This is a genomic window from Metapseudomonas boanensis (assembly GCF_018704125.1).
Taxonomy (GTDB): Bacteria; Pseudomonadota; Gammaproteobacteria; order Pseudomonadales; family Pseudomonadaceae; genus Metapseudomonas; species Metapseudomonas boanensis.
The window spans coordinates 317,412-343,734 of the sequence record NZ_JAGTIS010000004.1; the positions used below are offsets into that span (position 1 = coordinate 317,412).

Genomic DNA, 26,323 nt, shown 5'->3' on the forward strand with positions numbered 1-26,323 from the left:
CCGTGGATTCTACTGGCTTGCGGGGCATCTCGGTGAACCTGAACATCCCGCAACATGAGCGGAATTCATGAAAACAGCGAACAAGCTAAAAAATACTAAGGTTTTGTTATCATCGCTGCCTTTGTTTCAACCACTCTCAGGTAGTCCCCATGTCCGACCGCACCGCCCGCCAGCAAGCCCTGCAACAGGCGCTGACCCAGCGCATCCTGATCCTCGACGGCGGCATGGGCACCATGATCCAGAGCTACAAACTGGACGAAGCGGACTACCGCGGCCAGCGTTTCGCTGATTGGCCGAGCGATGTCAAAGGCAACAACGATCTGCTGCTGCTGAGCCGCCCGGATGTCATCCAGGCCATCGAGAAGGCCTACCTTGATGCTGGCGCCGACATCCTGGAAACCAACACCTTCAACGCCACCCGCGTCTCCCAGGCCGACTACGGCATGGAAGAACTGGTGTACGAGCTCAACGTGGAGGGTGCGCGCCTGGCCCGCCAGGTAGCCGATGCCAAGACCCTGGAGACCCCGGACAAGCCGCGCTTCGTCGCCGGCGTGCTCGGCCCGACCAGCCGCACCTGCTCCATCTCCCCGGACGTGAACAACCCCGGCTACCGCAACGTCACCTTCGACGAGCTGGTGGAAAACTACACCGAAGCCACCCGTGGCCTGATCGAGGGCGGTGCGGACCTGATCCTGATCGAGACCATCTTCGACACCCTCAACGCCAAGGCAGCGATCTTCGCCGTGCAGGGCGTGTTCGAAGAGTTGGGCATCGAGCTGCCGATCATGATCTCCGGCACCATCACCGACGCCTCCGGCCGTACTCTGTCCGGGCAGACCACCGAAGCCTTCTGGAACTCGGTGCGCCACGCCAAGCCGATCTCCGTCGGCCTGAACTGCGCCCTTGGCGCCAAGGACCTGCGCCCATACCTGGAGGAGCTGGCCAACAAGGCCGAGACCCACGTCTCCGCTCACCCCAACGCCGGCCTGCCGAACGCCTTCGGCGAGTACGACGAGACGCCGTCGGAAATGGCAGCGGTGGTCGAAGAATTTGCTGCCAGCGGCTTCTTGAACATCGTTGGTGGCTGCTGTGGCACAACCCCGGCACATATTCAGGCGATCGCCGAAGCCGTAGCCAAGTACCCGCCACGCGTGATTCCGGACATTCCGAAGGCGTGCCGACTGTCAGGTCTGGAACCCTTCACCATCGACCGCAACTCGCTGTTCGTGAACGTCGGCGAGCGAACCAACATTACCGGCTCAGCCAAGTTCGCCCGCCTGATCCGCGAGGAAAACTACACCGAGGCCCTGGAAGTGGCGCTGCAACAGGTGGAAGCCGGTGCCCAGGTGATCGACATCAACATGGACGAAGGCATGCTGGATTCGAAGGCGGCCATGGTCACCTTCCTCAACCTGATCGCTGGCGAGCCGGACATCTCCCGCGTGCCGATCATGATCGACTCCTCCAAGTGGGAGGTGATCGAGGCCGGCTTGAAGTGCATCCAAGGCAAGGGCATCGTCAACTCCATCTCCATGAAGGAAGGCGAAGATGCCTTCCGCCATCACGCCCGCCTATGCAAACGCTATGGCGCCGCTGTTGTGGTCATGGCCTTCGACGAGGCCGGCCAGGCCGACACCGCCGCGCGCAAGAAGGAAATCTGCAAGCGCAGCTACGACATCCTGGTCAACGAAGTGGGTTTCTCGCCGGAGGACATCATCTTCGACCCGAACATCTTCGCCGTGGCCACCGGCATCGAGGAACACAACAACTACGCCGTGGACTTCATCGAGGCCTGCGCCTATATCCGTGACGAACTGCCCTACGCGCTCTCCTCCGGCGGCGTATCCAACGTGTCGTTTTCCTTCCGCGGCAACAACCCGGTCCGCGAGGCCATCCACTCGGTTTTCCTCTACCACGCAATCAAGAACGGCCTGACCATGGGCATCGTCAACGCCGGCCAGCTGGAGATCTACGACGAGATCCCGGCAGAGTTGCGCGAGAAGGTCGAGGACGTGGTGCTCAACCGCAACCCCGACTCCACCGAAGCCCTGCTGGCCATCGCCGATAACTACAAGGGTGGCGGTGCGGTAAAGGAAGCTGAAAACGAGGAGTGGCGCAGCTACCCGGTGGGCAAACGCCTGGAGCACGCCCTGGTCAAGGGCATCACCACCTTCATCGTCGAAGACACCGAGGAATGCCGCCAGCAGTGCACGCGTCCCATCGAAGTTATCGAAGGCCCGCTGATGGCCGGCATGAACGTCGTTGGCGACCTGTTCGGCGCGGGCAAGATGTTCCTGCCGCAAGTGGTCAAGTCCGCCCGCGTGATGAAGCAGGCGGTGGCCCACCTGATTCCCTTCATCGAAGCGGAAAAAGGCGACAAGCCGGAAGCCAAGGGCAAGATCCTCATGGCTACGGTCAAGGGCGACGTGCACGACATCGGCAAGAACATCGTCGGCGTGGTGCTCGGCTGCAACGGCTACGACATCGTCGACCTTGGCGTGATGGTCCCGGCGGAGAAGATCCTCCAGACCGCCATCGCCGAGAAGTGCGACATCATTGGCCTCTCCGGCCTGATCACCCCGTCGCTGGACGAGATGGTCCACGTCGCCAAGGAAATGCAGCGCCAGGGCTTCACGCTGCCGCTGATGATCGGCGGCGCCACCACCTCCAAGGCCCACACGGCGGTGAAGATCGACCCGCAGTACAGCAACGATGCCGTGGTCTACGTTACCGACGCCTCGCGTGCAGTCGGCGTGGCCACCCAGTTGCTGTCCAAAGAGCTCAAGGCGGGATTCGTCGAGAAAACCCGCGCTGAATACGTCGAGGTTCGTGAACGCACCGCCAACCGCGCCGCCCGCACCGAGCGATTGGCTTACCCCGACGCACTGGCCAACAAGCCACAGTTCGACTGGGCCAGCTATCGCGCATCCAAGCCGAGCTTCACCGGCGCGCAGATGCTGGAGGACATCGACCTGGCCGTGCTGGCCCAGTACATCGACTGGACGCCCTTCTTCATCTCCTGGGACCTGGCCGGCAAGTACCCACGTATCCTCACCGACGAGGTGGTGGGCGAAGCGGCCACCGCGCTGTTCAACGATGCCCAGGCCATGCTCAAACAGCTGATCAACGGGAAGCAGATCAAGGCCCGCGCGGTATTCGGCTTCTGGCCTGCCAACCAGGTTGACCACGACGACATCGAGGTATACGACGACCACGGTAAAGCCATGGCCAAGCTGCATCACCTGCGCCAGCAGACCATCAAGCCCGACAGCAAACCTAACTTCTGTCTGGCGGACTTCGTGGCACCGAAGGAAAGCGGCATAACCGACTATGTGGGCGGTTTCATCACCACCGCCGGCATCGGTGCCGAGGAGTTGGCCAAGCAGTACGAGGCCAAGGGCGACGACTACAACGCCATCATGGTCAAGGCACTGGCCGACCGCCTGGCTGAGGCCTGCGCCGAATGGCTGCACGAGCGCGTGCGCAAGGAATACTGGGGCTACGCGGCTGACGAGCACCTGGACAACGAGGCGCTGATCAAGGAGCAGTACAAGGGCATCCGCCCGGCTCCCGGCTACCCGGCCTGCCCGGACCACACAGAGAAAGGCACCCTCTTCCGCCTGCTCGACCCGCACAGCACCTCTGGCGTAACGCTCACCGAGCACTACGCGATGTTCCCGGCCGCAGCCGTCAGCGGCTGGTACTTCGCCCACCCGGAAGCGCAGTACTTTGCCGTGGGCAAGATCGAGCGCGACCAAGTGGAGAGCTACAGCAGGCGCAAAGGTCAGGACCAGACCGTCAGCGAGCGCTGGCTGTCGCCGAACCTGGGGTACGAGAGCTGAGGTCCGAACGCTCTCCGGCATGAAGTAGGTTGGCGCAAAACTGCGAAGACCACCGGGCTAGACCTCACGGCCGCGTTTGTTGGGCTTCGTTGCGCTCAGCGCCAACCTACCCCAAAACAAAAGGCTCTGTCCCAGTTAAGTGTTGTCACTGGCTGGCTCCTACAAGGTTTCGCGCGCCTTCGATATGTCACTCCGCCCGACAAGTCCGCCAAGGAGGTGTTGCAGGCTGCTTTCCGAGGAAGGCAGGAAGCCGGCGCCAGACAGTCGATCCGCTCGGATACGCGTCCGCAGTACAGGCAGTCGACGCGACGCACCGGCAGTTGTAGCAGGCGCGCTGATCCTGCAGGTCACGATCCCGCACCTGGCGGATGTGCTGCTGCTCGTGGGTCAACAGGTTGGGTTTGGCACAGCGGCCGCAAATCGGTAAGCGCTCGGCTTGGGGCTCAAGACTGATCAGCAGGGTGTCGTGAGTGGATTGGCGACAGGCGACGACCTCGTAGCCCGGCCAGAAAGCGGCCAGATCAATAGGATGCACGGTGATAGCAGGGGGTGGGGGTTGGGATGTTTGGCGATTGCCAATTTACCCGCTTCCCTGACTGTCAACTCGCTCTTCCCCCAGATTCTGCGAAGAACCAACAAAAAGGCCCCGAGGGGCCTTTTTCATGCTTACCGGAATCAGCTACCCGAACCCGAACGGCGAACGAACTTGATCGTATAGGTCATGGTTGGTTTGCGCGTCACACTGATGGCGCGGCGGGTCACGGTGTCGAGCGTGACATTCCAGAAGCCAGTGCTGGGCACCACAATCTTCGCTGGAAAGCGATCGAAGGCTCCGCCGTGGTAGCTGTGTCGGCCACCATTCTTGAAGCTGCGAAAGTTCGCGTCGTTCATCAGACGGATATTGCAGGTTTGCGAGCACTGGATGATGACCAGATCACCCTCATTGAGGTGCTCGCGCTGATGGATGAACTTCATGAACCGCTCCCAAATCGCTCGATAAAACAACGCGCCACAATAACACGAGGGTGCCTATCACATCTCGCAAACACCCGACGAGACTCCGACAACGCCTGGACTCTGGCGTCGGCTGAGGTTCAGGCAGCAACTTCACAAGCTTGGCCTAAGCTGAAAATGCCGAAGAAGGCTGGATGAGTCTTTTCCGCCGAGCTCCGAATTGCCTTGGGCCGGGAGGATGCCATTCATGAAATCCACGATTTCCGGATTCATTTCATCAAGGTAGATATGCCATGCCCAACACCAAACGAGCTTGCCTTCTCCTTCTCAGCCTTGCATTGGTCAGCTCCTGCAGCAGCCAGGCCCAGAATGATGGGCTAAGCAGTAGCACCAGCAGCGCCGAGGTGCACGCCCAAGGCGTTCCTGGCGGCGTTACCGCCGAGATGGAGCAGATAACGGCGGTGATCAGCGACATCGACTACAAGAAACGAACCTTTACCCTGCAGGATCAGCAGGGCCACCGCCAGACTTTCCAGGCTGTGCCGGAGATACGCAACTTTCCCCAGATGAAGGTGGGGGATCGCGTAACCGCTACTGTCACGCGCGAGCGGGTGGTGTACCTGCGCGAACCCGGCGAATCCAGGGAGGATGGAGCCGCCGGGGTGCTGGCCACTGCGCCAGAAGGCGACAAGCCCGGCATGATGGCGGCAGACACCGTCGAAGTGACTGCGGTCGTCAAAGCGATCGACGCGGCCAAACATACCGCCACACTGGAGTTCGCCGATGGTAGTCGCAAAACCGTAGCGGTCCGGCCCGATGTCGAACTCAAGCCTTCCTACGTCAATCAGGAAGTGGTCATTCGCCTGACTTCAGCCGTGGCGATCACTGTCGAGGCCCCCTGACAGTCTTCAACCGGTCCATCGGAGCAAAGCCGATGGACCTGCCACCTCCATGGCGAGAGTGGTAGGATGCGCGCCCCATGCGCATCACCGATATCCATCAGCACCTGGCCGAGCTCGGCGCCAAACCTGCCCATAGCGGACGGGTCGTACGCGCCTGGCTGCAGGGCAAGCCACTGAACGCCGGCACACGCCGCCAGCACACTGAGCACTTCCTGCCACTGAGCGTACGCGATGGGCTGCCAGCCCTGGCGGAGCGACTCGAGGGCCTGGTCCGTCTGCGTTCCGAACATCCGGGGGCAGACGGCTCTGCGCGCCTGCTGGTGGAACTCGCCGACGGCCAGATGGTGGAAAGTGTGCTCCTGCCGCGCGACGGTCTGTGCGTCTCGACCCAGGTGGGCTGTGCTGTCGGCTGCGTATTCTGCATGACCGGCAAGAGCGGTCTGCTGCGCCAGGTCGGCAGCGCCGAGATCGTCGCCCAGGTCGCCCTCGCCCGCCGATTCCGCGCAGTGAAGAAAGTGGTGTTCATGGGCATGGGCGAGCCAGCCCACAACCTCGAGAACGTCCTGGAGGCCATCGACCTACTTGGCACCGACGGTGGCATTGGCCACAAGAATCTGGTGTTCTCCACCGTGGGTGACCCAAGGGTCTTCGAACGCTTGCCACAGCAACGGGTCAAGCCGGCCCTGGCACTATCGCTGCACACCACCCGCGCCGACCTGCGCGAACAGCTGCTGCCGAAGGCTCCACGCATCGCCCCGGATGAGCTGGTGGAACTGGGCGAGCGCTATGCCCGCACTATCGGCTATCCGATCCAGTACCAATGGACGCTGCTCAAGGGAATCAACGACAGCGTAGAAGAAATGGACGGCATCCTTCGACTGCTCAAGGGCAAGTACGCGGTCATGAACCTGATCCCTTACAACAGCCTCGACGCCGACGACTACCAGCGCCCTGATGGTGACCGCATCGTGCAGATGGTGCGCTACCTGCACAGCCGCGGCATCCTCACCAAAGTACGCAACTCTGCTGGCCAGGACATCGACGGCGGCTGCGGGCAGCTGCGCGCCCGTGCGGTAGATGTGGTGAACACCAAGCGGCTGCAACGTCCAGCTCGCTAACGGCAGTAACCCCCCGGCCTGCTACGCTCATGCCAGGAGGTGTCCTATGGACGACAAGGAAAAAGAAAAGCCCCTGAGCTTCCGCGAGATGCTGCAAAGTGTGCTGGCAGCTGCCTTTGGCGTGCAGAGCGGGAAGAACCGGGCACGCGACTTCAGCCGCGGCAAGCCCAGTCAATTCATCCTGCTCGGCGTGATTTTCACAGCAGTCTTCGTGCTGCTGATCTACGGGGTGGTCAAGCTGGTCCTGCACCTCGCCGGGTTGTAAGTATCAATCAAGCAGCGGCTGCAGGGAGAACTTGTAGTCACGCTGCTTTGGCGCATGCAGCAAGCTGTAGGACTTGAAATTTATCTTGTAGCCGCGCAGCTCGACATGGGTGAGCAGGCGAACGGCCTTCTTCTTGTCCAGCGCCATGAACAAGCGAACTTCGCGGTCCTTGCCGCCATGTTTGGCGAAGTCCAGACCAGCATCGTAGTCATGCAACAACACCAGCGCCCAGCCGCCCAGGGTGAAGTGCCCGCTGACCAATGCACTCACCTGCCCATCCAGATAAGCCCGCAGCACTTCAGGTGAATTGTTCAGGGCGGAGAAGTGCAGATCCTGTCCTGGCTTGCGGCCCAGCGCGGTTGCCGCCGCCATCGCCCCGAATGCCATCTCATCATTGGCCGACCAGACGACCTCGACCTTGGGATAGCGCACGAACAACTGCTGTGCCTGGGCGTGGGCACGCTGACGGTTCCACTCCGCATACACCAATTGTCGCAACCGCGCTTGAGGATATGCCGCCAACGCGCGATGCAGGCCCTTTTCACGGCGTTTCGCTGCAGGAGTCTGCTTGTCGCCGGAAAAGGCCACCAACTCGAATGGCCGGCCCGCATTCAGATGCTGCTGTTGCGCCAGCAGCGACCTGGCCATGAGGTAACCGGCCTCTTCGTCGTTGGGAACCATACTGCCGATCCAATCCGGGTACTGTTCGCGCGTACCGCCAACCAGCGCCTGCTGATCTGGTGTCAGTGTGCTATTGACCGAGAACAACTTGACGCCGCTGCCACGGGACAGCCGAAGGATCTCGGGGCCAGCGTACTGCTCGTTGACGAACATCAGGTAATCCGGCCGAGTAGGGCCCAGCAGCACTTCACGGGCCTGTTGAAGCATGCGCTCCTTGTCCCGCTCGGCAAACAGGATCTGCAGATCCATGTCGAGGTCCGCCGCTGCGGCTTGCATGAACTGCGCATAGCTGACCCAGAAGGGCTCGTCGGACCTCCCGGGATTGAGAAAGACGACCGAGGCGGCGTTGGCAATGGCGCTGCCAGCCAGGCAGCAGCACAGCAGAAGGCAGGACCAGAACCCTTTCACAATCCATTACCCGGAAAAATGGCGGCGAAGTATAACCGCTTCCAGGCTTGCCTATCGTTGCAGGAGCGAGCCGCCCGACCGGAACGCTCGGGCGGCAGGTGGAGATGATCTACTGATGGCTAACCCAGAACACTGCAGTGGCCACTGCAATGAGGATCAGGGCAAAGATCGCCCAGGCATCAACGCTGCTGTCCTGGGTGGAGTGATCGGAATGGTCTGTCATGGCTGCCCCCTTGTTGTGGTTATAAGTGCTCCGCACTTCGAGTTAAGACCAGGAGCGGCACCCTCTCAAGCACACTGGTTATGCGTAACCTTCAAGCAATAACTTTTCGTTCTTTACATATACTCAAACATCACTTTTGCGCATAACCCTGAGCTGGTATCTTCCTTCGGCTCCGCGGGGAGTGCGCGGCCGTGCGCGCAGAAAAGCTGTAAGCAGCCTGACAACAGGACATTTCATGTACGTATACGACGAGTACGATCAACGGATCGTCGAGGACCGCGTCAAGCAGTTCCGCGATCAGACCCGCCGCTATCTGGAAGGCGCGCTCTCGGGTGAGGAATTCCGCCCCCTGCGCCTGCAGAATGGCCTGTACATCCAGCGCTACGCGCCCATGCTGCGCGTGGCTGTGCCCTACGGCCTGATGTCGTCCACCCAGGTGCGCAAGCTGGCGCAGATCGCTCGCGACTACGACAAGGGTTATGCCCACATCAGCACCCGGCAGAACGTCCAGTTCAACTGGCCTGAGCTCGAAGACGTGCCGGAAATCCTGGCGGAACTGGCCACCGTGCAGATGCACGCGATCCAGACCAGCGGTAACTGCATCCGTAACACCACCACCGACCAGTTCGCCGGCGTTGCCCGCGATGAAGTGGTCGACCCGCGTCCCTGGTGCGAGATCATCCGTCAGTGGTCCACCTTCCACCCAGAGTTCTCCCATCTGCCGCGCAAGTTCAAGATTGCCGTCAACGGTGCCGTGAGCGACCGGGCGGCCATCGAAGTGCATGACATTGGCCTCGAGGCGGTAAAAAACGCTGCCGGTGAGCTGGGCTTCCGCGTGTCCGTTGGCGGCGGCCTGGGCCGTACCCCGGTGGTCGGCAGCTTCATCAACGAATTCCTGCCTTGGCAGCACCTGCTGAGCTATCTCGACGCCATCCTGCGCGTGTACAACCGCTATGGTCGTCGCGACAACAAGTACAAGGCGCGCATCAAAATCCTCGTCAAGGCACTGACTCCTGAGGTCTTCGCTGAGCGCGTCGAGGCCGAGTGGGCCCATCTGAAGGACGGCCCCACCACTCTGACCGATGCCGAAGTGCAGCGCGTCGCCAGTCACTTCGTCGACCCGACCTACAAGGCCCTGGACGACCAGGACGCTGCGCTGGCGCAGCTGGATGCCGAGCACCGGGGCTTTGCCCGCTGGCGTTCGCGGAACGTCTTCGCCCACAAGAAACCTGGTTATGCGGCCGTGACCCTGTCGCTGAAGCCCACCGGCGTGGCCCCGGGCGACGTCACTGACAAGCAGCTCGACGCCATCGCCGACCTGGCCGATCGCTACAGTTTCGGTGAAGTGCGCAACAGCCATAACCAGAACATCATCCTGGCCGACGTCGAGCAGTCCCAGCTTTTCACCCTATGGGGCGAACTGCGCGAACTCGGCTTCGCCACCCCGAACATCGGCCTGCTAACCGACATCATCTGCTGCCCGGGCGGTGACTTCTGCTCCCTGGCCAACGCCAAGTCGATTCCGGTGGCTGAAGCCATCCAGCGTCGCTTCGACGATCTCGACTACCTGTTCGACATCGGCGAACTGGACCTGAACATCTCCGGTTGCATGAACGCCTGCGGCCATCACCATGTCGGCCACATTGGCATTCTCGGTGTCGACAAGAAGGGCCAGGAGTTCTACCAGGTATCGCTTGGCGGCAGTGCCAATCGTGACGCCAGTCTGGCTCAGATCCTCGGTCCGTCCTTCGCCCAGGATGAAATGGCCGACGTGATCGAGAAGCTGATCAACGTCTACGTCGAACAGCGCACCGAGGAGGAAAGTTTCCTCGACACCTTCCGCCGTATCGGTATCGACCCGTTCAAGGAGCGCGTTTATGCAGCGAATCATTAAGAACGGCCAGGTCATCGACGAAACCTGGCACCTGCTGGACAAGGACGCCACCCTCGACGGCATCCCCAACTGCGACGACATCATCGTTCCGCTGGCACTGTGGTGCGACCATGCGCACGCGCTCAAGGCCCGCGATGGTGGTCTTGGCGTGTGGCTCGACAGCAATGAGGAAATCGAAGAAATCGCCGACCAGCTGGAGTACTTCCAGGTTATCGCCCTGAACTTCCCGGCGTTCACCGACGGCCGCCACTCCTCCACCGCCTACCTGCTGCGCCAACGCTATGGGTACAAAGGTGAAGTGCGCGCCATTGGCGACGTGCTGCGCGACCAACTCTTCGCCCTCAAGCGTTGCGGTTTCGACGCCTTCGCCCTGCGTGCGGATAAAGATCCCTACGACGCCCTCAAGGCATTCGAGGATTTTGCCGAGGTCTATCAGGCCTCCAGCGACCAGCCCCTGCCGCTGTTCCGCCGCCGCTCTGCGTGAGTGACGCCCCAACAGAAAGCCCCGCACCAGCGGGGCTTTCTGCTTTTCGAACACCAGCGGAAGTTCCGTGGTGGGGCGGAGTCATTGGCTCTGTCTGTTTTACCCGTTGCTCGTAATCAACGACCGGACCGAGAGCCTTGTAGGAGCGGGGGACGCCGAGTTCTTGCTCGCGAACCGGATCCTTTCGCGAGCAAGCTCGCCCCTACAAAGGATGCCGCCACTTGCAACACTTGAGACTGATCCGACTCATTCGCCAAGCGCAGCGCAGTCGCCCCCACAGTCACCCTGCCCAGGCTTTACCGAGATCGAACGGCATCCCAGGCCACCTGCATGAACAGCTCGCGGCAGTCGGCGAGGGTGGTCCGCGTGCGTCCGGCCAGCCAGTTGCGGGTGAAATCCTGCGCCGGACCGATCACCACGGAGACGAAGCAATCTCGCGGCATCTCCCGGAAGGCCCCCGCCTCGCGATAGGGTCTGAGCGCCTCCTCGATGCGGCCATGGTGCAGCCGGTTTGCATCGCGTAGTTGCCCACCCAGCTCACTCGCCTCCACCCGGCCACGGCTATGAAGAATGAAGCGCGCCCAATCCGGGTTCGCTGAAACCCAGTCGATGTAGCAAGCCACCAGTAGCTTGATGCACGCCTCAGCACTGTCCGCCGTGGCAAATCCCGCCTCCAGCAGCCGCGCGTAGCCACCCACCCCCTCCAGATACAGCGCGGCGATGATCCGCTCCTTGTTGCCGAAGTGGTGGTAGAGACTGCCGATACTGGCACCGGAGCGATCGCGGATCATCTCGATGGTGGTGGCATCCACACCGTGTTCGCTGAAGCAGGCCAATGCGGCCTGGAGAATCTCGTCTTTGCGTGAGGGACGGCCCATTGGAATCCTTTGCCTGTTACTAGAATACTTTTCTAGAATAATTTTCTATCCTGCGTATACTGCCTGGGTTCGCGTTATTCCAGAAGCCCTTTCCACCGCAAGGACGGATGCAATGATCAGCCCGACAGAAACCCGGATCGATAACGGCAACGGCCACTCCGTCAGCGCCACCTGGTACCGCCCTGATCGCGAGTTCCTGGCTGCGGTGCTGATAGTGCCCGCGATGGGCGTCCCTCAGCGCTACTATGCAGCCTTCGCCAACTGGCTGGCGGAGCGCGGCTACCTGGTCGCCACCTTCGATTACGTAGGTATGGGCCAGTCACGCAATGGCCACCTACGCGACCTGGACGTCGACATTCTCGACTGGGCCCGCCACGACTGCAGCACGATGCTGGACGCGCTGGCCCACGCAGCCACAGGCAAACCTCTTTACTGGATCGGCCACAGTCTCGGAGGGCAGATCCTGCCCTTCGTGGACGGAGGCCATCGCATCAGCAAAGCCCTGACCATTGCCACCGGCAGCGGCTACTGGCGGGAAAACACCGAGCAGCTTCGCCGTCGCGTCTGGCTCCTGTGGTTCCTGGCCGCTCCCCTGCTCACTCCGCTGACTGGCTACTTCCCGGGCAAGCGCCTGGGTATGGTCGGCGACCTGCCCAAGGGTGTGATCCGCCAATGGCGGCGCTGGTGCCTTGATCCGGAATATGCGGTGGGCGCTGAAGGCCCTGAAATCAGGCAGGCATTCTCGGCAGTTCGCACGCCGATTACCGCCATTTCCTTCACCGACGACGAGATGATGTCGGGGCGCAATACCGAGTCGCTGCACAGCTTCTACAATCAGGCCGAACAACTGCACAAGCGCATCGCCCCCCGGGATGTGGGAGCGAAAGCCATCGGCCACTTCGGCTTCTTCAAGCCGCAGTTCGAGCGCAGCCTCTGGCAGGACATTCTGCTTCCTGAACTGGGTTGACCCGCAAGGGTCAGCCCGACTTCATTGCCAGAACCGCTGCTGGTTGAGCCGGGTCCACCAGTTCAGCAGCAGACGGTCAAGCGCCACACTGGCAGCCAAACCAACGCGCTCCTGCAAACTCTTGCGAGCGACATAGTGCAAATGGAACAGCTCGGCTTCCCGGGCGCGCTCGGCCAGGTATTCATCGCTGGTCCGCAACTCGTCCACCAACCGCTTGTTGAGGGCAGCAACCCCCAGCCACACCTCGCCAGTGGCGATCTCATCCATCGCCAACTGCGGCCGGTAGCGACCTACGAAGTCCTTGAACAGCACATGGGTGGTTTCCAGGTCTTCCTGGAACTTCTGCCGCCCCTTCTCGGTGTTCTCACCAAACACGGTCAGGGTGCGCTTGTACTCTCCGGCGGTGAGTACCTCGAAATCGATGTCATGCTTCTTCAGCAGACGATGCACATTGGGCAGCTGCGCGACGACACCAATGGAACCGATGATGGAGAAAGGCGCCGCAAGAATCTTCTGACCAATGCAGGCCATCATGTAGCCGCCACTGGCTGCCACCTTGTCCACACACACGGTAAGTGGCACACCCGCATCGCGGATACGCGCCAGTTGCGACGAGGCCAGACCGTAGCTGTGCACCATGCCGCCGCCGCTCTCCAGCCGTAGCACCACCTCGTCCTTCGGCGTCGCCATGCTCAGCACCGCAGTGACCTCGTGGCGCAAGTGATCGGTGGCCGAGGCCTTGATGTCGCCATCGAAGTCCAGCACAAAAACCCTGGACTTGTGCTCACCGGCCTTCTTGGCCCGTTTGGCCGCCTTGGCCTCAGCCTTGCGTGCGGCCTTCAAATGCTCCTTGTCCAGTACCGCGTGCTCGAGGCGCTCGCGCAACTCCTTGTAGAAATCATTGAGCTTGCGGACATCAAGATGCCCCGCGCCAACGCGCCGATTGCGACTACGCAATGCGGCGATGGCGGCCAGTATCACCAGAATGGCCACGACCAGCGTTACCGTCCTGGCCAGGAAGCCAGCATACTCGGCAAAAAACTCCACGAAATCCCCCTCGTTTTCCCTGCAGGCGCCTGCCTTTTGGCAGCGCGGACAACGAGCAAGCATACCGGCGCGTTCCCACAGCTGCCAGCGGCGGGAAAGTGGGTCCATAAATGCTGGGAATGCATTCAAACAAGCGTATGTTTTTTCGTTGACAGGCCTTGGGCTTCCTCATAACCTCGCGAAACTTTCAACCTTGCGGGACGCCAGAACGTGGGCAGCATCTACCTGATTCGACACGGCCAGGCCTCGTTCGGCGCCGACAACTACGATGTGCTGTCGGCACTCGGCATCCGCCAGGCTGAGATACTCGGTGCACACTTAGCCCAATTGGGTCTGCACCTGGATCGTTGCTACAGCGGCGAACTCTTTCGTCAACGGCACACCGCCGATGCAGCCCTGGCGCAGTTTCGTGCAGCCGGCCTGAATGTCCCAAGCGTCGAAGTCGACCCGGCCTTCAATGAGTTCGACGCTGACGCAGTGATTAGAGCCCTGTTGCCCGAACTGCTCCCGGACGAGCCCGAAGCCCTGAACATCCTGCGCAACGCCGCGCAGCACCGCGCCGAGTTTCAGCGCCTGTTCTCCAAGTTGATCCTGCGCTGGGTTTCCGGTGAGCATGGTAAGCCTGGCCTGCAGAGCTGGCAGGACTTCGTCAGCCAAGTGCAGGATGGCCTCGAGCGTATCCTGACTCAGGCCCAGAGCAAGCAGAATATTGCCGTGTTTACCTCCGGCGGCACGATCACCGCCCTGCTCCGCCTGATTACTGGCATACCGCCAGAAAGTGCCTTCGAACTCAACTGGCAGATCGTGAACACCTCGCTGAGCCGCCTGAAATTCCGCGGCAACGAGGTGTCGCTGGCTTCCTTCAACAGTCATGTGCATCTGGAACTGTTGAAGGCGCCGGAGCTCATCACCTACCGCTGAGCCCGGCCCACTGCGGCCGGATCGGCCGCTAGAAAAACCCTAGAAAAAAAGGAAATGACCATGACCAACGTTGCTGACGTCGTCAAAACCATGCAGTCCAAGTTCAACGCCGGTGCTGCCGCTGGCCTGGACCTGGTGTTCCAGTTCAACATCGAAGATGGCGACAACCACTACCTCGTGGTCAAGGACGGCACCTGCGACGTGCAACAAGGCGACGCCGCCAACCCGAACGTCACCCTGATCATGGACACCGCCACCCTGGTAGGCATCATGAGCGGCGAGACCGACGGCATGCAGGCCTTCATGGCCGGCAAGCTGCGCGCCGAAGGCGACATGATGCTGGCGATGAAGCTCGGCGAACTATTCCCGGTCTAAGAACCTGTCCTGGATCTGTTGCGTTTCGGCGATGGGTCGCCAAGAACAGCCACGCTCTAGCTCGCGCGATCCAGAACACGCTCTAAGCTTCGACAACGAAGCCATGCACCGAAAAACCGGAGCCCCCTGGGCTCCGGTTTTTTTTCGCCCGATGCCGGTGCTCCTAGCGAATCAGGGAGCCTGATTGTGCTGCAACACCTTTGTCTATAACGGCCCGTTCAGCTTGTTACGTCCCGAGCCTGGAATTAGATTAGCGAATAGTCTTGGCCCCCCATCATAAACAGAAGGGATAAGCATGACGCTTACTGACCAGTCCACCCGCATCCGTGAAGGCGAAGAGCTCGACGCCGCCATCATCGACTCTTACCTCAAGGCGCACATTCCCGGCCTGGAAGGCAGCCCGCGCATCAGCCAGTTTCCTGGCGGCGCCTCCAACCTGACCTACCTGCTGGAGTATCCGAACCAGGAGTTCGTCTTGCGCCGCCCACCGTTCGGCCACAAGGCGAAATCCGCCCATGACATGGGCCGCGAATTCCGCATCCTCAACCAGCTCAATGCAGGCTTCCCGTATTGCCCCAAGGCGTATGTGCACTGCACCGACGAGTCGGTGATCGGCGCCGAGTTCTACGTGATGGAGCGGGTCAAGGGCATGATCCTGCGCGCTGACTTGCCGGCCGACATGAAGCTAGACGAGGCCCAGGCCCGCGCACTCTGCCTGAACTTCATCGACAAGTTGGTCGAGTTGCACAATGTTGACTACAAGGCCTGTGGCCTTAGTGACCTGGGCAAGCCGGAAGGCTATGTACAGCGTCAGATCGCCGGCTGGAGCGATCGGTACGAGAAGGCCCTGACGCCCGATGCCCCCACCTGGGAGCCGATCAAGGCCTGGCTCCAGGACAAGATGCCCTCCGACCACCACAAACCGGCCATCGTCCATAACGACTATCGCTTCGACAACGTGATCCTCGACCCCGCCAACCCGATGAAGATTATCGGCGTGCTGGACTGGGAACTGACCACGATCGGCGACCCGCTGATGGATCTGGGCAACACCCTGGCCTACTGGATCGAAGCCAAAGACCCGGCCCCGGTGCAGTTGATGCGCCGCCAGCCGAGCCACCTGCCGGGCATGCTGACGCGCCAGGAGTTCGCTGACTACTACGCCGAACGCGCTGGTCTGCCGCGTATCGACAATCTCGATTTCTACTACACCTACGGCCTGTTCCGGCTGGCGGGCATTGTGCAGCAGATCTACTACCGCTACTTCCATGGCCAGACCCAGGACAAACGCTTCGCGCAGTTCATTCACATGAACAAGTTGCTGGAGCAGATGAGCCTGCAGGTCATCAACCAATCACGGCTGTAAACCGACTTACAACAAGGGGAACCCCATGTCCAAGACCACTCTGTTCGACCTCGACGGCAAAATCGCCTTGGTCTCCGGCGCCAGCCGCGGTATCGGTGAGGCCATTGCTAAACTGCTGGCCCAGCAAGGGGCCCATGTGATCGTTTCCAGCCGCAAGATCGAAGGCTGCCAGGAAGTAGCCGATGCGATCAACGCAACGGGCGGCAAGGCCACCGCGGTCGCGTGCCACATTGGCGAAATGGAGCAGATCCAGAGCGTGTTCGCGCAGATCCGCGAACAGTTCGGTCGCCTCGACATACTGGTCAACAACGCCGCCACCAACCCTCAGTTCTGCAACGTGCTGGATACTGACCTGTCGGCCTTCCAAAAGACCGTTGACGTCAACATCCGTGGTTACTTCTTCATGTCGGTCGAGGCCGGCAAGCTGATGCGTGAGCACGGCGGTGGCAGCATCATCAACGTAGCCTCGATCAATGGCGTGTCCCCGGGCGAATTCCAGGGCATCTACTCCGTGACCAAGGCGGCGGTGATCAACATGACCAAGGTGTTCGCCAAGGAGTGTGCGCAGTTCGGCATCCGTTGCAACGCTCTGCTGCCGGGCCTGACCGACACCAAGTTCGCCTCTGCCCTGGTGAAGAACGACGCCATCCGCAACGTCGCCCTGCAGCGCATTCCGCTGAAGCGCGTCGCCGACCCGAGCGAAATGGCCGGCGCGGTGCTCTACCTGGCCAGCGATGCGTCCAGCTACACCACCGGCGTGTCGCTAAACGTTGATGGCGGGTTCCTCTCCTGAGTGATCCTCGGACAGGAAAATGGGAGCCTTCAGGCTCCCTTTTTCATGGGACTGATTTTCTGATGGATATCGCTGCGATCAGTTGAGCGCCGCCCGTTCCATCCTAGGCTCCTCCGGCTCATCGCCAATCCTTCAGCGCCTCGACGGCCGACTGGTTCAATGGCTCGGCCAGCAGGCCGGTGGGCGACAGGCTCACCGAGAAGACCGCTCCATCAGCCATCGGTAGATACGTCACCCGCTGGGCCTCAGGCAAGAACAGGAAAAAATCTCGCTGTGTGAGACGCAGCCAGCGCCACACATCCACTCCATAGGGACTCTCGGCCAGCGGGGCTCGGGAATACTGCGCCAGGGCCTGTTGCTCGATCGCCAGGTACCGCCCCGACAACCGCTCCAGGCGGTAGCCAGGCTGCAGCCCGAGCAAATCACCCAAGCCCTTCCATTTGAATAGCCGTGCATCGAGCTGCCAGAGATCGCCATCGAGCAGCACCTCCTGCTCACTACCCCCCTCCAGAAGGGTGACCTGGAACCGCTGCGCCTCCAGGGCCTTGAAGCTCAGGGTCGCCAAGGGGCGATCCTGCGGCAACGCGTCATAGCTCGATAGATCCCGCGCTACCAGCGCAACGAGCACCGCCAGAGCCAGGAATGCCAAGCCGCAGGTACCGCGCAACCACCCCAGGAACCAGCTGCGATCGAACAGGATCCGCCCAGCCACCACTGCCACCAGCAATGCGAGCAGAGCTATTGCCCACGCCAGGCCGTCGTACTGCATCAAGCCCATTCCTTCTGCAAAAATTTGCCGGCATTATGCGCAACTCCCCCGACCGCAGCCACACGCCACGCGGCGCTCGTTGACATGGATCTCGTTCTCTATGCCTTTTCCTTTCGAGATGGCGGTCGATCCCGCTACCCTCGCAATTCTTGCAGCCGTTGCCTTTCTTGCCGGTTTCATCGACGCCATCGCCGGTGGTGGCGGCCTGCTCACCATCCCTGCCCTGCTGACTGCTGGCCTTCCGCCACACCTGGTGCTGGGCACCAACAAGCTATGTGCCACTTTCGGTTCAGCGACTGCGAGCTACACCTTCTACCGACGCAAGCTCTTCGCCCCAGCCAAATGGCGTAACGCACTGCTGGCCACGGCCGTGGGGGCGGCATTGGGCGCGATCATCGCGCACTGGCTGCCAGCCGCCTGGCTCAACCAGATGCTACCGGTGGTGGTGTTCGGCTGCGGCCTCTACCTGCTTTTCGGCAAGACCCCAGACGTCGCACACAGCGAGCACGCACCGATCGCCCGTGGCCGACAATGGCCGCAGGGCTTGGGGCTCGGCTTCTATGATGGAGTTGCTGGCCCCGGTACCGGAGCCTTCTGGACCGTCAGCAGCCTGTTGCTCTATCCGCTCGACCTGGTGCGCGCCAGCGGTGTGGCACGCACCATGAACTTCGTCAGCAACGCGATGGCACTCGCGGTGTTCATCGCCGCAGGCCAGGTTGCCTGGGCGCTGGGGATCAGCATGGGCCTGGCGCTGATGGCTGGGGCATTCCTGGGCGCGCGCACGGCAATCCAGGGCGGTGCCAAGTTCATCCGCCCGGTGTTCATCCTGGTCGTACTGGCGCTGACTGCACGCTTAGTGTGGCAGCACTGGATCGGCTAGCCCCTTGCACCTTGCCACGTAGAGATCGATGAGGTAGCGGGCGATCGAGCGCTGCGCCGGCAAAGGCGGCAAGGCATCGACGGAAAACCATTGAGCATCTTCGATTTCTCCCGGCTGCGGGACGATCTCACCGCTGCGGTATTCGGCATGGAAGCCCAACATCAATGAGTGCGGAAACGGCCAATTCTGACTGGCAATGTACTGGATGTTGCGAATTTCGACGCCAACTTCCTCCCGCACTTCCCTCGCGACACATGCCTCGACCGACTCCCCAGGCTCCACAAAGCCGGCCAGGGTGCTGTAGACCCCGGTAACGAAGCGTGGTGAACGAGCAAGCAACAGTTCGTCCCCCCGGCTGACCAGCACGATCATGCTCGGCGAGAGCCTCGGATAATGGTGGACGCCACATTCCGGACAATGCATCGCACGCTCACGAGCGACAGGCTCCATCCGCACCCCGCAACTACCGCAGAAGCGATTCTGCAGCGCCCAGGTACCGATCTGGCTAGCGTATCCCAGCAGCCTGAACAGGTCGGCATCGCCCTGGAGCATGAACTGTCGGAGCCCTTGCCAATGGCAGCCCGGCACCTCGGCAGGGTAGGCCAACTCCAGCAGGTAGATGGGGTCGCCGTCGAAGTGCCCGATTCCCTGCTCGCTGAGCACAGGAAGTTCCTGGCGCTTCAGCCACTCCCGAGGAAAGAGCACACCGTTGCTATCAGCAAGGAAGTTCTGGCGTGTATGGGCCACGGCCCATCCACCCGACTGGGCCACATCGAGCAGCCCTGGTTGCCAACGTTCACTCGTCATTTCAGGCCGCCACCTTTAGACCAAGGGTCTGCACACTGTTGGCTGCGAGGTCGAGAACATCAGACTGGAACCCACGATGCATTGAGGCACCGCCTTCCATGTAGTACTCGAGGCTGGTCAAGGCATCGGCCAGCGCCTCTAGCATGGGTTCCGATGGCATTTGCGAAGTCTCCAGCATCTGGCCCTGAATATAGTCGGCGCAGGCGCCAACCAGTGCCGCCGCACGCTCCTGCCCAAGGAACCACAAGCCACCGCGCACCGCTTGCAGGCTCAGCGGCACGTTGGCCAGGTGCAGGCGCTCGCCATTGGACTCCAGATAGGAGGTGATGGCGCGCTTTGCCAGAGCCAAGCCCACTTGCGCCTCATCCAATACGACAATTCTAGCCTCCGCCAATTGATGACTGGCGAAGCTGTCCACTTCACGGCCAGGCTCCGCGAGCTGCTGGCGAGATGGCCGTCGATCACCCTGCTCCAGATTGGCCACCGTGCTCTCGACGTAAAGCACGGCATCGGCCAGCTTCAGCAGGGCCGCGGGGTCGATAGGTTCGTCAGCACTCCAGAGCGCGACCATCGGTACTTGTGCCAGCAATGCATTGCCTGGCGAATTGAGACCAACCATGACCAACGTCTTGGCAAGCTTGCTCAGCTGCCCCTGGAGGCTGCCGTAGGATTCCGCAGCCGCCGTCCCCCGCTCGATCAGGTCAATCAGGTCCTTGACGCCGGCAAGCTCCTCCGAAATCGCAGTGGACAGCGAACGCATCACCGACTGACCCGGCCCGGAGAGGCGCTGATATTCCTGGTCGAGTAGTTGATCGGTGAAGGGCAATGCAGGCATGCCGAAGACCTGGCGCACTTCGCTGGCTCGCCGACCGTTGGCATCCGCCAGCGCCACCAGATAAAGCAGCTCCTTTTGCAAGTTACGCGGCGCTTCGTAATGAGCATTGCCGAGCATCACCTTGAGCTCTCGGTCAAGCCGCGAGAACAGCTGCTTGCGGGGCTTGAGCGGCAACAGCTGCCCTTCGATCAGCGACTCGATCGCCGCAGCTCCAATCCAGCAAAGCCGTCCGCGTGAATCATTGGCGAAAATTCGTTCGAGGCCGCCCAGCGCCCGCTCCATCAGTCGCAGAGCGGAAACGCTGGTCTCATTGCGAAGAAAGCCCAGCAGACCCTGCTGGAAGACATGGCGCAACCGACGCGCCAAGCCATCCCGATCAATGCCTTCCTTGAGCGACACTGCGCCTTCAGCCTCACGTGGCAGGTCGAGCCTGACGCTGAAGAAATAGCTTTCAGGCAGCGGTGCCTGGCTGCCCGTCTTACGCAGCTCGTTGATAGCCGGCAAGAGGAGTTCCGGCATTTCCTGGCGATGCAGGTCAAGGTTTTCCAGGTATCGCCGCAATACGTACAGGGCACTACTGAGGGCGGACAGCTGATCGTCGCGCTCTTCCCCCGCGCCTGTCGGAATATCCGTAGCCTGGTCCAAAAGCTCCTGGGCCAGCAACTTGGCACCGGTCAGCTCAATCAGGTCAAGCGTGCCACGCACTTGATGCAAGGCCTCCACGGCCTGTTGCAACAGGCTGCCATTCTGGCGTTCGGCTATGAAATGCTCGAGGCTCTGCTCGGCCTGCTCCATGGTGGCGAACAGCTCGTCGCGTACCAGGCCCAGTGACGTAACTCCAGTAACCATGCCCTAGTGCGCCTCCCGCGCGGGTTTGCGGCAACGCATCAGTCAGCAAACTCAGGCATCTGCTTGCTCATGTGGGCCGCCATGGCCACGCGCAGATCAGCAGACTGCAGCATCGCGGCGTTCCAGGTAGCGACATACTCGAGCCCATCGTCGACCCGGTGATCGCGCATGTAGCGGATCATCTCCTTGGTCCCTTGCACGGCGATCGGTGACTTGGCGGCGATTTGCCGGGCAACGTCCAAAACTCCATCACGCAGTGCGGCAACGTCGGCGAAGGTGCGATTGACCAGGCCTAGTCGCTGGGCTTCCTCGCCATCGATGGTCCGCCCTGTGTAGGCCAATTCGCGCATCATGCCGTCGCCAATGATACGCGGCAGGCGCTGCAGCGTACCTACGTCTGCCGCCATGCCAATGTCGATCTCCTTGATCGAGAACTGCGCATCGACCGTGGCGTAGCGCATGTCGCACGCAGAAATCAGGTCGATTGCGCCACCCAGGCAATACCCCTGGACAGCGGCGATGACTGGCTTGCTGCAATTATCCACAGCGTTGAAAGAGGCTTGCAGCTCGAGGATCTTGCGCCGCAGGGTCCGGGCATTACGGCCGGCGTCCGGGCCCAGTTGGCTACCGACAGAGGCCAGGAGCATGAGGTCGATACCGGACGAAAAGTGCTTGCCGGCTCCAGACAATACCACCACGCGAACCTCATCGTTATCTTCGATCCAGCGGAAGATATCGACGATCTCCGACCAGAAATCGGCGTTCATCGCATTGATCTTTTCCGGACGGTTGATCTCCACATGGGCGATCTTGTCTGCCAACTCTACGCGGAAGGCTTTGTAGTCGGACATGGGCATCCTCGGCGGGGCGCGATAGAAAAAAGGGGAAAGTATGGAGCTCGGCAACTATAACAAGCGCTTGGTAAAAGTCGATGCCGACCACTGTGACGCAGGCCACGCCTCTCACTGACCAATCCACTTCGATTTCCCGGCTCAAACACTTGATCTACGGGGACCCTAACTGGCACCTTTCCGGCCCGCTACAACGACCATAACAATCAAGGACCCACCGATGCCCACCTCGCTCACCGCGGCTTTCGGCCACAACTTCCTGGGCCACTCACCTCGCTGGTACAAACTGACGATCATCGCGTTCCTGATGTTCAACCCGTTGGCGCTGTGGCTGATGGGGCCGGTGTTCTGCTCCTGGCTGCTGGTAGCCGAATTCATCTTCACCCTGGCCATGGCACTCAAGTGCTATCCCCTGTTGCCGGGCGGGCTGCTGGTAATCGAGGCCCTGCTGTTGGGCCTGGCGACGCCTGATGCCGTCTATGAGGAGCTCAAGCACAACTTCCCCGTGCTGCTCCTGCTGATGTTCATGGTGGCGGGCATCTACTTCATGAAGGACCTGCTGCTGCTACTGTTCTCGCGTCTGCTGCTGGGCGTGCATAGCAAAGCGCTGCTATCGCTGCTGTTCTGCATGCTGGCGGCATTCCTTTCCGCGTTCCTCGATGCCCTGACCGTCACCGCAGTGATCATCAGCGTTGCATTGGGCTTCTATGCTGTTTACCACCGAGTTGCCTCGGGCAAGGGCATGCGCGATGACCACAGCCATGACTCGGACCACGAAGTCACCCACCTGCATCGTGAAGACCTGGACAACTTCCGGGCCTTCCTCCGCAGCCTGTTGATGCACGCTGCGGTGGGCACCGCGTTAGGCGGGGTTTGCACCCTGGTGGGTGAACCACAGAACCTGTTGATCGGTCATGAAGCGGGCTGGCACTTCAAGGAGTTCTTCCTGCGCGTGGCCCCAGTCTCCATGCCGGTGCTGGTCGCCGGCCTGCTGACCTGCGTGCTGCTGGAGAAACTGCGCTGGTTCGGCTACGGCACCGAGTTGCCCGCCAGCGTGCGCCAGGTGTTGGCCGACTACGCCCACGAAGAGAATGCCCGGCGCACCCCGGCGCAGCGTACAGCGTTGCTGGTCCAGGCCGCCGCCGCGCTGATCCTGATCTTCGCCCTGGCCCTGCACGTCGCCGAGGTAGGGTTGATTGGCCTACTGGTGATCGTGCTGATCACCAGCCTCAACGGCATCTCCGATGAGCACCAGATCGGCCGTGCGTTTCAGGATGCCCTGCCCTTCACGGCGCTGCTGGTGGCGTTCTTCGCCGTGGTCGCAGTGATCCAGCAACAGCACCTGTTCACGCCCATTATCCAGGCCGTGCTGGCACTACCGACCGACCAACAACCCGGCATGCTGTTCATCGCCAACGGTTTGCTTTCGGCCATCAGCGACAACGTCTTCGTCGCCACCATCTACATCACCGAGGTGAAGCAGGCGCTTGAAGCGGGCAACATGACCCGGGAACATTTCGACACCCTGGCAATCGCCATCAACACCGGTACCAACCTGCCCAGCGTTGCAACACCGAACGGCCAGGCGGCCTTCCTGTTCCTGCTGACGTCATCAGTGGCCCCGCTGGTGCGCCTTTCCTACGGCCGTATGGTTTGGATGGCCCTGCCCTATACGCTGGTGATGGGCACGCTCGGTTGGTGGGCGGTCAGCCATTGGCTCTGACGCCTGGTGTAGAGGGGAATGCCGCCCATCAGCAGCCCGGAGCCAGGCCCGTTCGCCGGCGCCTCGTTCCTATTGGTTCTGGCAAGCGATTCAGGGAGCAAGCCATCGCGCCCCGTCGCCATCGACGCCCTCGGGCGGCCTACTCCTTTATGCAATCCACGGTATAGGAGCGTCCATCCGGGCTGTCCTGATAGTGCAGGCCGTGCACATCGGCATCAAAACCCGGAAAGCTCAGGTCGAAGGTCCGGGCGAACTCCAGGTAGTCGATGATCGAGCGAGTCTGCTCGGTGAATCGTTCACCAGGCATGATCAGGGGGATGCCAGGTGGATAGGGCACCAGCATGACGGCAGCAATGCGCCCTTGCAGGCGATCCAGCGGCACAGCCTCGACTTCGCCACGCACGAGTTTGTCATAGGCATCGGCAGGCTTCATCGCCAGCTCCGGCAGCGTGGTGTACATGCACTTAAGCGCCTTGGGCGTGGCATTGGCGCGGTAACAGGCGTGCAAGGCGTCACACAGGTCACGCAGCCCCATGTTGGCGTAGCGAGCCCCGTGGGCCGCAGCGATCGAGGGCAGCGCCTGGTTCAGGGGCTGGTTGGCGTCGTAGCCGCGCTTGAACTCTAGCAACTCGGTGAGCAACGTACTCCACTTGCCCTTGGTAACCCCCATGGAGAACAGCACCAGGAAGGAGTAGAGCCCGGTTTTCTCCACCACCAGCCCGCGTTCCCAGAGGAACTTGCTGACCACTGCGGCCGGGATGCCCTGCTCATCAAGCTTGCCGCCCGCGGTCAGCCCTGGCGTGACCAGCGTCACCTTGATCGGGTCCAGCAGGACGTAGTCTTCCGCTACCTCGCCGAAGCCATGCCAATCCGCCTGCGGCTGCAGCAGCCAATCTTCGGTGGCGACCGCTTCAGCACCATCGGCCAGCGGCGGTTGCCAGATGTCGAACCACCACTCACCCGGCGCCAGGTTCTGCCGCACGTTGGCCAAAGCGCGGCGAAAACGCAGCGCTTCGTCGAACGTTTCCTGGATCAGCGAGCGGCCGGCTGGCCCCTCCATCATCGCCGAGGCCACATCCAGCGACGCGATGATGCCGTACTGGGGCGACGTGGAGATGTGCATCATGAACGCTTCGTTGAAGCGGTGGCGGTCGAGCTGGCGATCGCCTCCATCCTGTACGTGGATCATCGACGCCTGGCTGAACGCCGCCAGTAACTTGTGCGTGGAGTGGGTGGTGAATACCAGCGGAGCGCCTGGGCCACGGCTAGTGCACATGCCATAACGACCGGCGTAGAACTCATGGAATGCAGCGTACGCATACCAGGCCTCGTCGAAGTGCAGCACTTCGACCCGGTCGCCCAGTGCCTGCTTGATCAGCTCGGCGTTGTAGCACAGGCCGTCATAGGTGGAGTTGGTCACCACGGCCAGCTTGACCTTCGGCTCACGCCCCCTGGCCAGCGGGCTGGCGTCGATCTTGGCCTGGATCGACTCGCGGCTGAATTCGCTCAGCGCAATGGGGCCGATGATGCCTAGCTCGTTGCGTTCGGGCGTCAGATAGAGCGGGATGGCCCCGGTCATGATGATGGAATGGAGGATGGACTTGTGGCAGTTGCGATCCACCAGCACCAGGTCGTCCCGACCGACCATGGAGTGCCAGACGATCTTGTTTGCCGTCGAGGTTCCATTGATCACGAAGAACGTGTGGTCTGCGCCGAAGTTGCGCGCGGCCCGCGCCTCCGCCTCTGCCAGCGGACCGGTATGATCGAGCAGCGAGCCCAGCTCAGGCACCGAGACCGAAAGGTCCGAGCGCAGGGTGTTTTCCCCGAAGAACTGATGAAACGCCTGCCCCACGGGGCTTTTGCGGTAAGCCACGCCGCCGCCATGACCGGGCGTATGCCACGAGTAGTTGGATTGTGCAGTGTGTTCCACCAATGCCCGGAAAAAAGGCGGTAACAGCCCCTCCAAGTAGCCTCGGGCGGCACGGGCCACCTGACGGGCAAGGAAGGGCACGGTGTCTTCGTAGAGGTAGAGCAGCCCGCGCAACTGGTTGAGATCAGCCATGGCCTCGGCCGGAGCGTTCTCGATGGTCACCTGCTCGCCGAGGGCGAAGATCGGTAGCTGTGGCGCGCGCACTCGCGCGACGCGGATGAGTTCCACCACATCCTGCAGCAGCCGCTGATTCTCCCCGGCTCCCTCGGCCGCCACCAGGATGCAGGCCAGTCCGTGGTGCGTGGAGGCGACGATGCGCCCTTCGGCGGAGCTGGCAGTGGAAAGTATGGTGAAGCCGTCCTGCTCGAGCTCACAAGCAATGCTGCGCACTCGCTCGCCCGCGACTGTGTCGGCCTTGATGTCGCGGTGGACGATTAGGACAGGGAACTTGAGTTCTTTGTACATTCTGATGCCCTGAGGATGGCGAGACTGCCCGCCGATGCCCTCAGGGTAGAAGCTACCAAGCGGGGGCGGAACCCCCGCTGCGTCAGGCTGTACGTA

General features: G+C 61.5%; 22 protein-coding genes and 1 pseudogene. 13 read left to right on the forward strand and 10 right to left on the reverse strand.

Translation table 11 applies throughout. The features are described 5' to 3' along the window. The first annotated feature begins 149 nt into the window (after positions 1 to 149). A complete protein-coding gene (gene metH / locus J7302_RS10830) occupies positions 150 to 3,842 on the forward strand; it encodes a methionine synthase (protein ID WP_215373733.1) in 3,693 nt (1,230 codons plus the stop codon). A gap of 230 nt (positions 3,843 to 4,072) precedes the next feature. On the opposite strand, the pseudogene J7302_RS27120 reads toward metH, so the two are convergent. Both J7302_RS27120 and J7302_RS10835 read right to left on the reverse strand, forming a co-directional pair. Next, a pseudogene (locus J7302_RS27120) lies at positions 4,073 to 4,377 on the reverse strand (ISL3 family transposase); the annotation flags it as partial. A 140-nt stretch (positions 4,378 to 4,517) separates the two neighbouring features. Next, entirely contained in the window at positions 4,518 to 4,817 is a 300-nt protein-coding gene (locus J7302_RS10835) for a DUF1883 domain-containing protein (protein ID WP_215373736.1), read from the reverse strand. A 272-nt stretch (positions 4,818 to 5,089) separates the two neighbouring features. Here J7302_RS10835 and J7302_RS10840 point away from each other — a divergent pair, with 272 nt between their 5' ends. From J7302_RS10840 to J7302_RS10850, 3 genes are all read left to right on the forward strand, one after another. Continuing rightward, on the forward strand, positions 5,090 to 5,698 hold the full coding sequence (locus J7302_RS10840; protein ID WP_215373738.1) for a hypothetical protein: 609 nt from the start codon (positions 5,090 to 5,092) through the stop codon (positions 5,696 to 5,698). A 77-nt stretch (positions 5,699 to 5,775) separates the two neighbouring features. After that, complete coding sequence (locus tag J7302_RS10845; RefSeq protein WP_215373740.1) at positions 5,776 to 6,816, forward strand: RNA methyltransferase; 1,041 nt, start codon at positions 5,776 to 5,778, stop codon at positions 6,814 to 6,816. A 46-nt stretch (positions 6,817 to 6,862) separates the two neighbouring features. After that, on the forward strand, positions 6,863 to 7,081 hold the full coding sequence (locus J7302_RS10850) for a DUF2970 domain-containing protein (RefSeq protein WP_215373742.1): 219 nt from the start codon (positions 6,863 to 6,865) through the stop codon (positions 7,079 to 7,081). A gap of 3 nt (positions 7,082 to 7,084) precedes the next feature. Here J7302_RS10850 and J7302_RS10855 read toward each other — a convergent pair whose 3' ends face one another. Then, positions 7,085 to 8,173: an ABC transporter substrate-binding protein gene (locus tag J7302_RS10855; RefSeq protein ID WP_215373861.1), complete on the reverse strand. Its 1,089-nt coding sequence runs from the start codon at positions 8,171 to 8,173 to the stop codon at positions 7,085 to 7,087. 455 nt (positions 8,174 to 8,628) lie between these two features. On the opposite strand from J7302_RS10855, the gene J7302_RS10860 reads away from it, so the two are divergent. Both J7302_RS10860 and J7302_RS10865 read left to right on the forward strand, forming a co-directional pair. Continuing rightward, the gene (locus J7302_RS10860; protein WP_215373744.1) at positions 8,629 to 10,287 is read left to right on the forward strand and encodes a nitrite/sulfite reductase; all 1,659 of its coding nucleotides are present in this window, start codon (positions 8,629 to 8,631) and stop codon (positions 10,285 to 10,287) included. Continuing rightward, positions 10,271 to 10,771 carry a DUF934 domain-containing protein gene (locus tag J7302_RS10865; RefSeq protein ID WP_215373746.1) on the forward strand — a complete coding sequence of 167 codons (501 nt, stop codon included), beginning with the start codon at positions 10,271 to 10,273 and terminating at the stop codon, positions 10,769 to 10,771. The genes J7302_RS10860 and J7302_RS10865 overlap by 17 nt, the downstream gene beginning before the upstream one ends. 296 nt (positions 10,772 to 11,067) lie before the next feature. Here the strand turns inward: J7302_RS10865 and J7302_RS10870 are convergent, their stop codons facing one another. After that, entirely contained in the window at positions 11,068 to 11,649 is a 582-nt protein-coding gene (locus J7302_RS10870) for a TetR/AcrR family transcriptional regulator (RefSeq protein WP_215373748.1), read from the reverse strand. A 112-nt stretch (positions 11,650 to 11,761) separates the two neighbouring features. Between J7302_RS10870 and J7302_RS10875 the strand changes: the two genes are divergently transcribed. Beyond that, complete coding sequence (locus J7302_RS10875; protein ID WP_215373750.1) at positions 11,762 to 12,616, forward strand: alpha/beta hydrolase family protein; 855 nt, start codon at positions 11,762 to 11,764, stop codon at positions 12,614 to 12,616. Between the two features lie 21 nt (positions 12,617 to 12,637). On the opposite strand, the gene sohB is transcribed toward J7302_RS10875, so the two are convergent. Next, on the reverse strand, positions 12,638 to 13,663 hold the full coding sequence (sohB, locus tag J7302_RS10880; RefSeq protein ID WP_215373752.1) for a protease SohB: 1,026 nt from the start codon (positions 13,661 to 13,663) through the stop codon (positions 12,638 to 12,640). 210 nt (positions 13,664 to 13,873) lie between these two features. On the opposite strand from sohB, the gene J7302_RS10885 reads away from it, so the two are divergent. The 4 genes from J7302_RS10885 to J7302_RS10900 all read left to right on the forward strand — a co-directional run bounded on the left by J7302_RS10885 (position 13,874) and on the right by J7302_RS10900 (position 17,118). Beyond that, positions 13,874 to 14,584, forward strand: coding sequence for a histidine phosphatase family protein (locus J7302_RS10885; protein WP_215373755.1), 711 nt, complete (start codon positions 13,874 to 13,876; stop codon positions 14,582 to 14,584). A 60-nt stretch (positions 14,585 to 14,644) separates the two neighbouring features. After that, entirely contained in the window at positions 14,645 to 14,959 is a 315-nt protein-coding gene (locus tag J7302_RS10890; protein WP_215373758.1) for an SCP2 sterol-binding domain-containing protein, read from the forward strand. A gap of 295 nt (positions 14,960 to 15,254) precedes the next feature. Beyond that, on the forward strand, positions 15,255 to 16,325 hold the full coding sequence (locus J7302_RS10895; protein ID WP_215373760.1) for a phosphotransferase family protein: 1,071 nt from the start codon (positions 15,255 to 15,257) through the stop codon (positions 16,323 to 16,325). A gap of 25 nt (positions 16,326 to 16,350) precedes the next feature. Next, the gene (locus tag J7302_RS10900) at positions 16,351 to 17,118 is read left to right on the forward strand and encodes an SDR family oxidoreductase (protein WP_215373762.1); all 768 of its coding nucleotides are present in this window, start codon (positions 16,351 to 16,353) and stop codon (positions 17,116 to 17,118) included. A gap of 118 nt (positions 17,119 to 17,236) precedes the next feature. Here the strand turns inward: J7302_RS10900 and J7302_RS10905 are convergent, their stop codons facing one another. Further along, entirely contained in the window at positions 17,237 to 17,887 is a 651-nt protein-coding gene (locus J7302_RS10905; protein ID WP_215373764.1) for a hypothetical protein, read from the reverse strand. Positions 17,888 to 17,987: 100 nt separating this feature from the next. On the opposite strand from J7302_RS10905, the gene J7302_RS10910 reads away from it, so the two are divergent. Next, a complete protein-coding gene (locus tag J7302_RS10910; protein WP_215373766.1) occupies positions 17,988 to 18,767 on the forward strand; it encodes a TSUP family transporter in 780 nt (259 codons plus the stop codon). Here J7302_RS10910 and nudC read toward each other — a convergent pair. Genes nudC through J7302_RS10925 form a run of 3 tightly spaced genes read right to left on the reverse strand, consistent with a single transcriptional unit; the run spans position 18,741 to position 22,109 of the window. Next, positions 18,741 to 19,574, reverse strand: coding sequence for an NAD(+) diphosphatase (gene nudC, locus J7302_RS10915; RefSeq protein ID WP_215373769.1), 834 nt, complete (start codon positions 19,572 to 19,574; stop codon positions 18,741 to 18,743). The genes J7302_RS10910 and nudC overlap by 27 nt on opposite strands. Before the next feature lies 1 nt (position 19,575). Next, on the reverse strand, positions 19,576 to 21,258 hold the full coding sequence (locus J7302_RS10920; protein ID WP_215373771.1) for a ferrous iron transporter B: 1,683 nt from the start codon (positions 21,256 to 21,258) through the stop codon (positions 19,576 to 19,578). 38 nt (positions 21,259 to 21,296) lie between these two features. Next, on the reverse strand, positions 21,297 to 22,109 hold the full coding sequence (locus J7302_RS10925; RefSeq protein WP_215373773.1) for a crotonase/enoyl-CoA hydratase family protein: 813 nt from the start codon (positions 22,107 to 22,109) through the stop codon (positions 21,297 to 21,299). A gap of 220 nt (positions 22,110 to 22,329) precedes the next feature. Here J7302_RS10925 and nhaB point away from each other — a divergent pair, with 220 nt between their 5' ends. Further along, positions 22,330 to 23,832 carry a sodium/proton antiporter NhaB gene (nhaB, locus tag J7302_RS10930; RefSeq protein ID WP_215373776.1) on the forward strand — a complete coding sequence of 501 codons (1,503 nt, stop codon included), beginning with the start codon at positions 22,330 to 22,332 and terminating at the stop codon, positions 23,830 to 23,832. Positions 23,833 to 23,971: 139 nt separating this feature from the next. Here nhaB and J7302_RS10935 read toward each other — a convergent pair whose 3' ends face one another. Continuing rightward, positions 23,972 to 26,227, reverse strand: coding sequence for an Orn/Lys/Arg family decarboxylase (locus tag J7302_RS10935; RefSeq protein ID WP_215373778.1), 2,256 nt, complete (start codon positions 26,225 to 26,227; stop codon positions 23,972 to 23,974). Positions 26,228 to 26,323 lie beyond the last annotated feature (96 nt).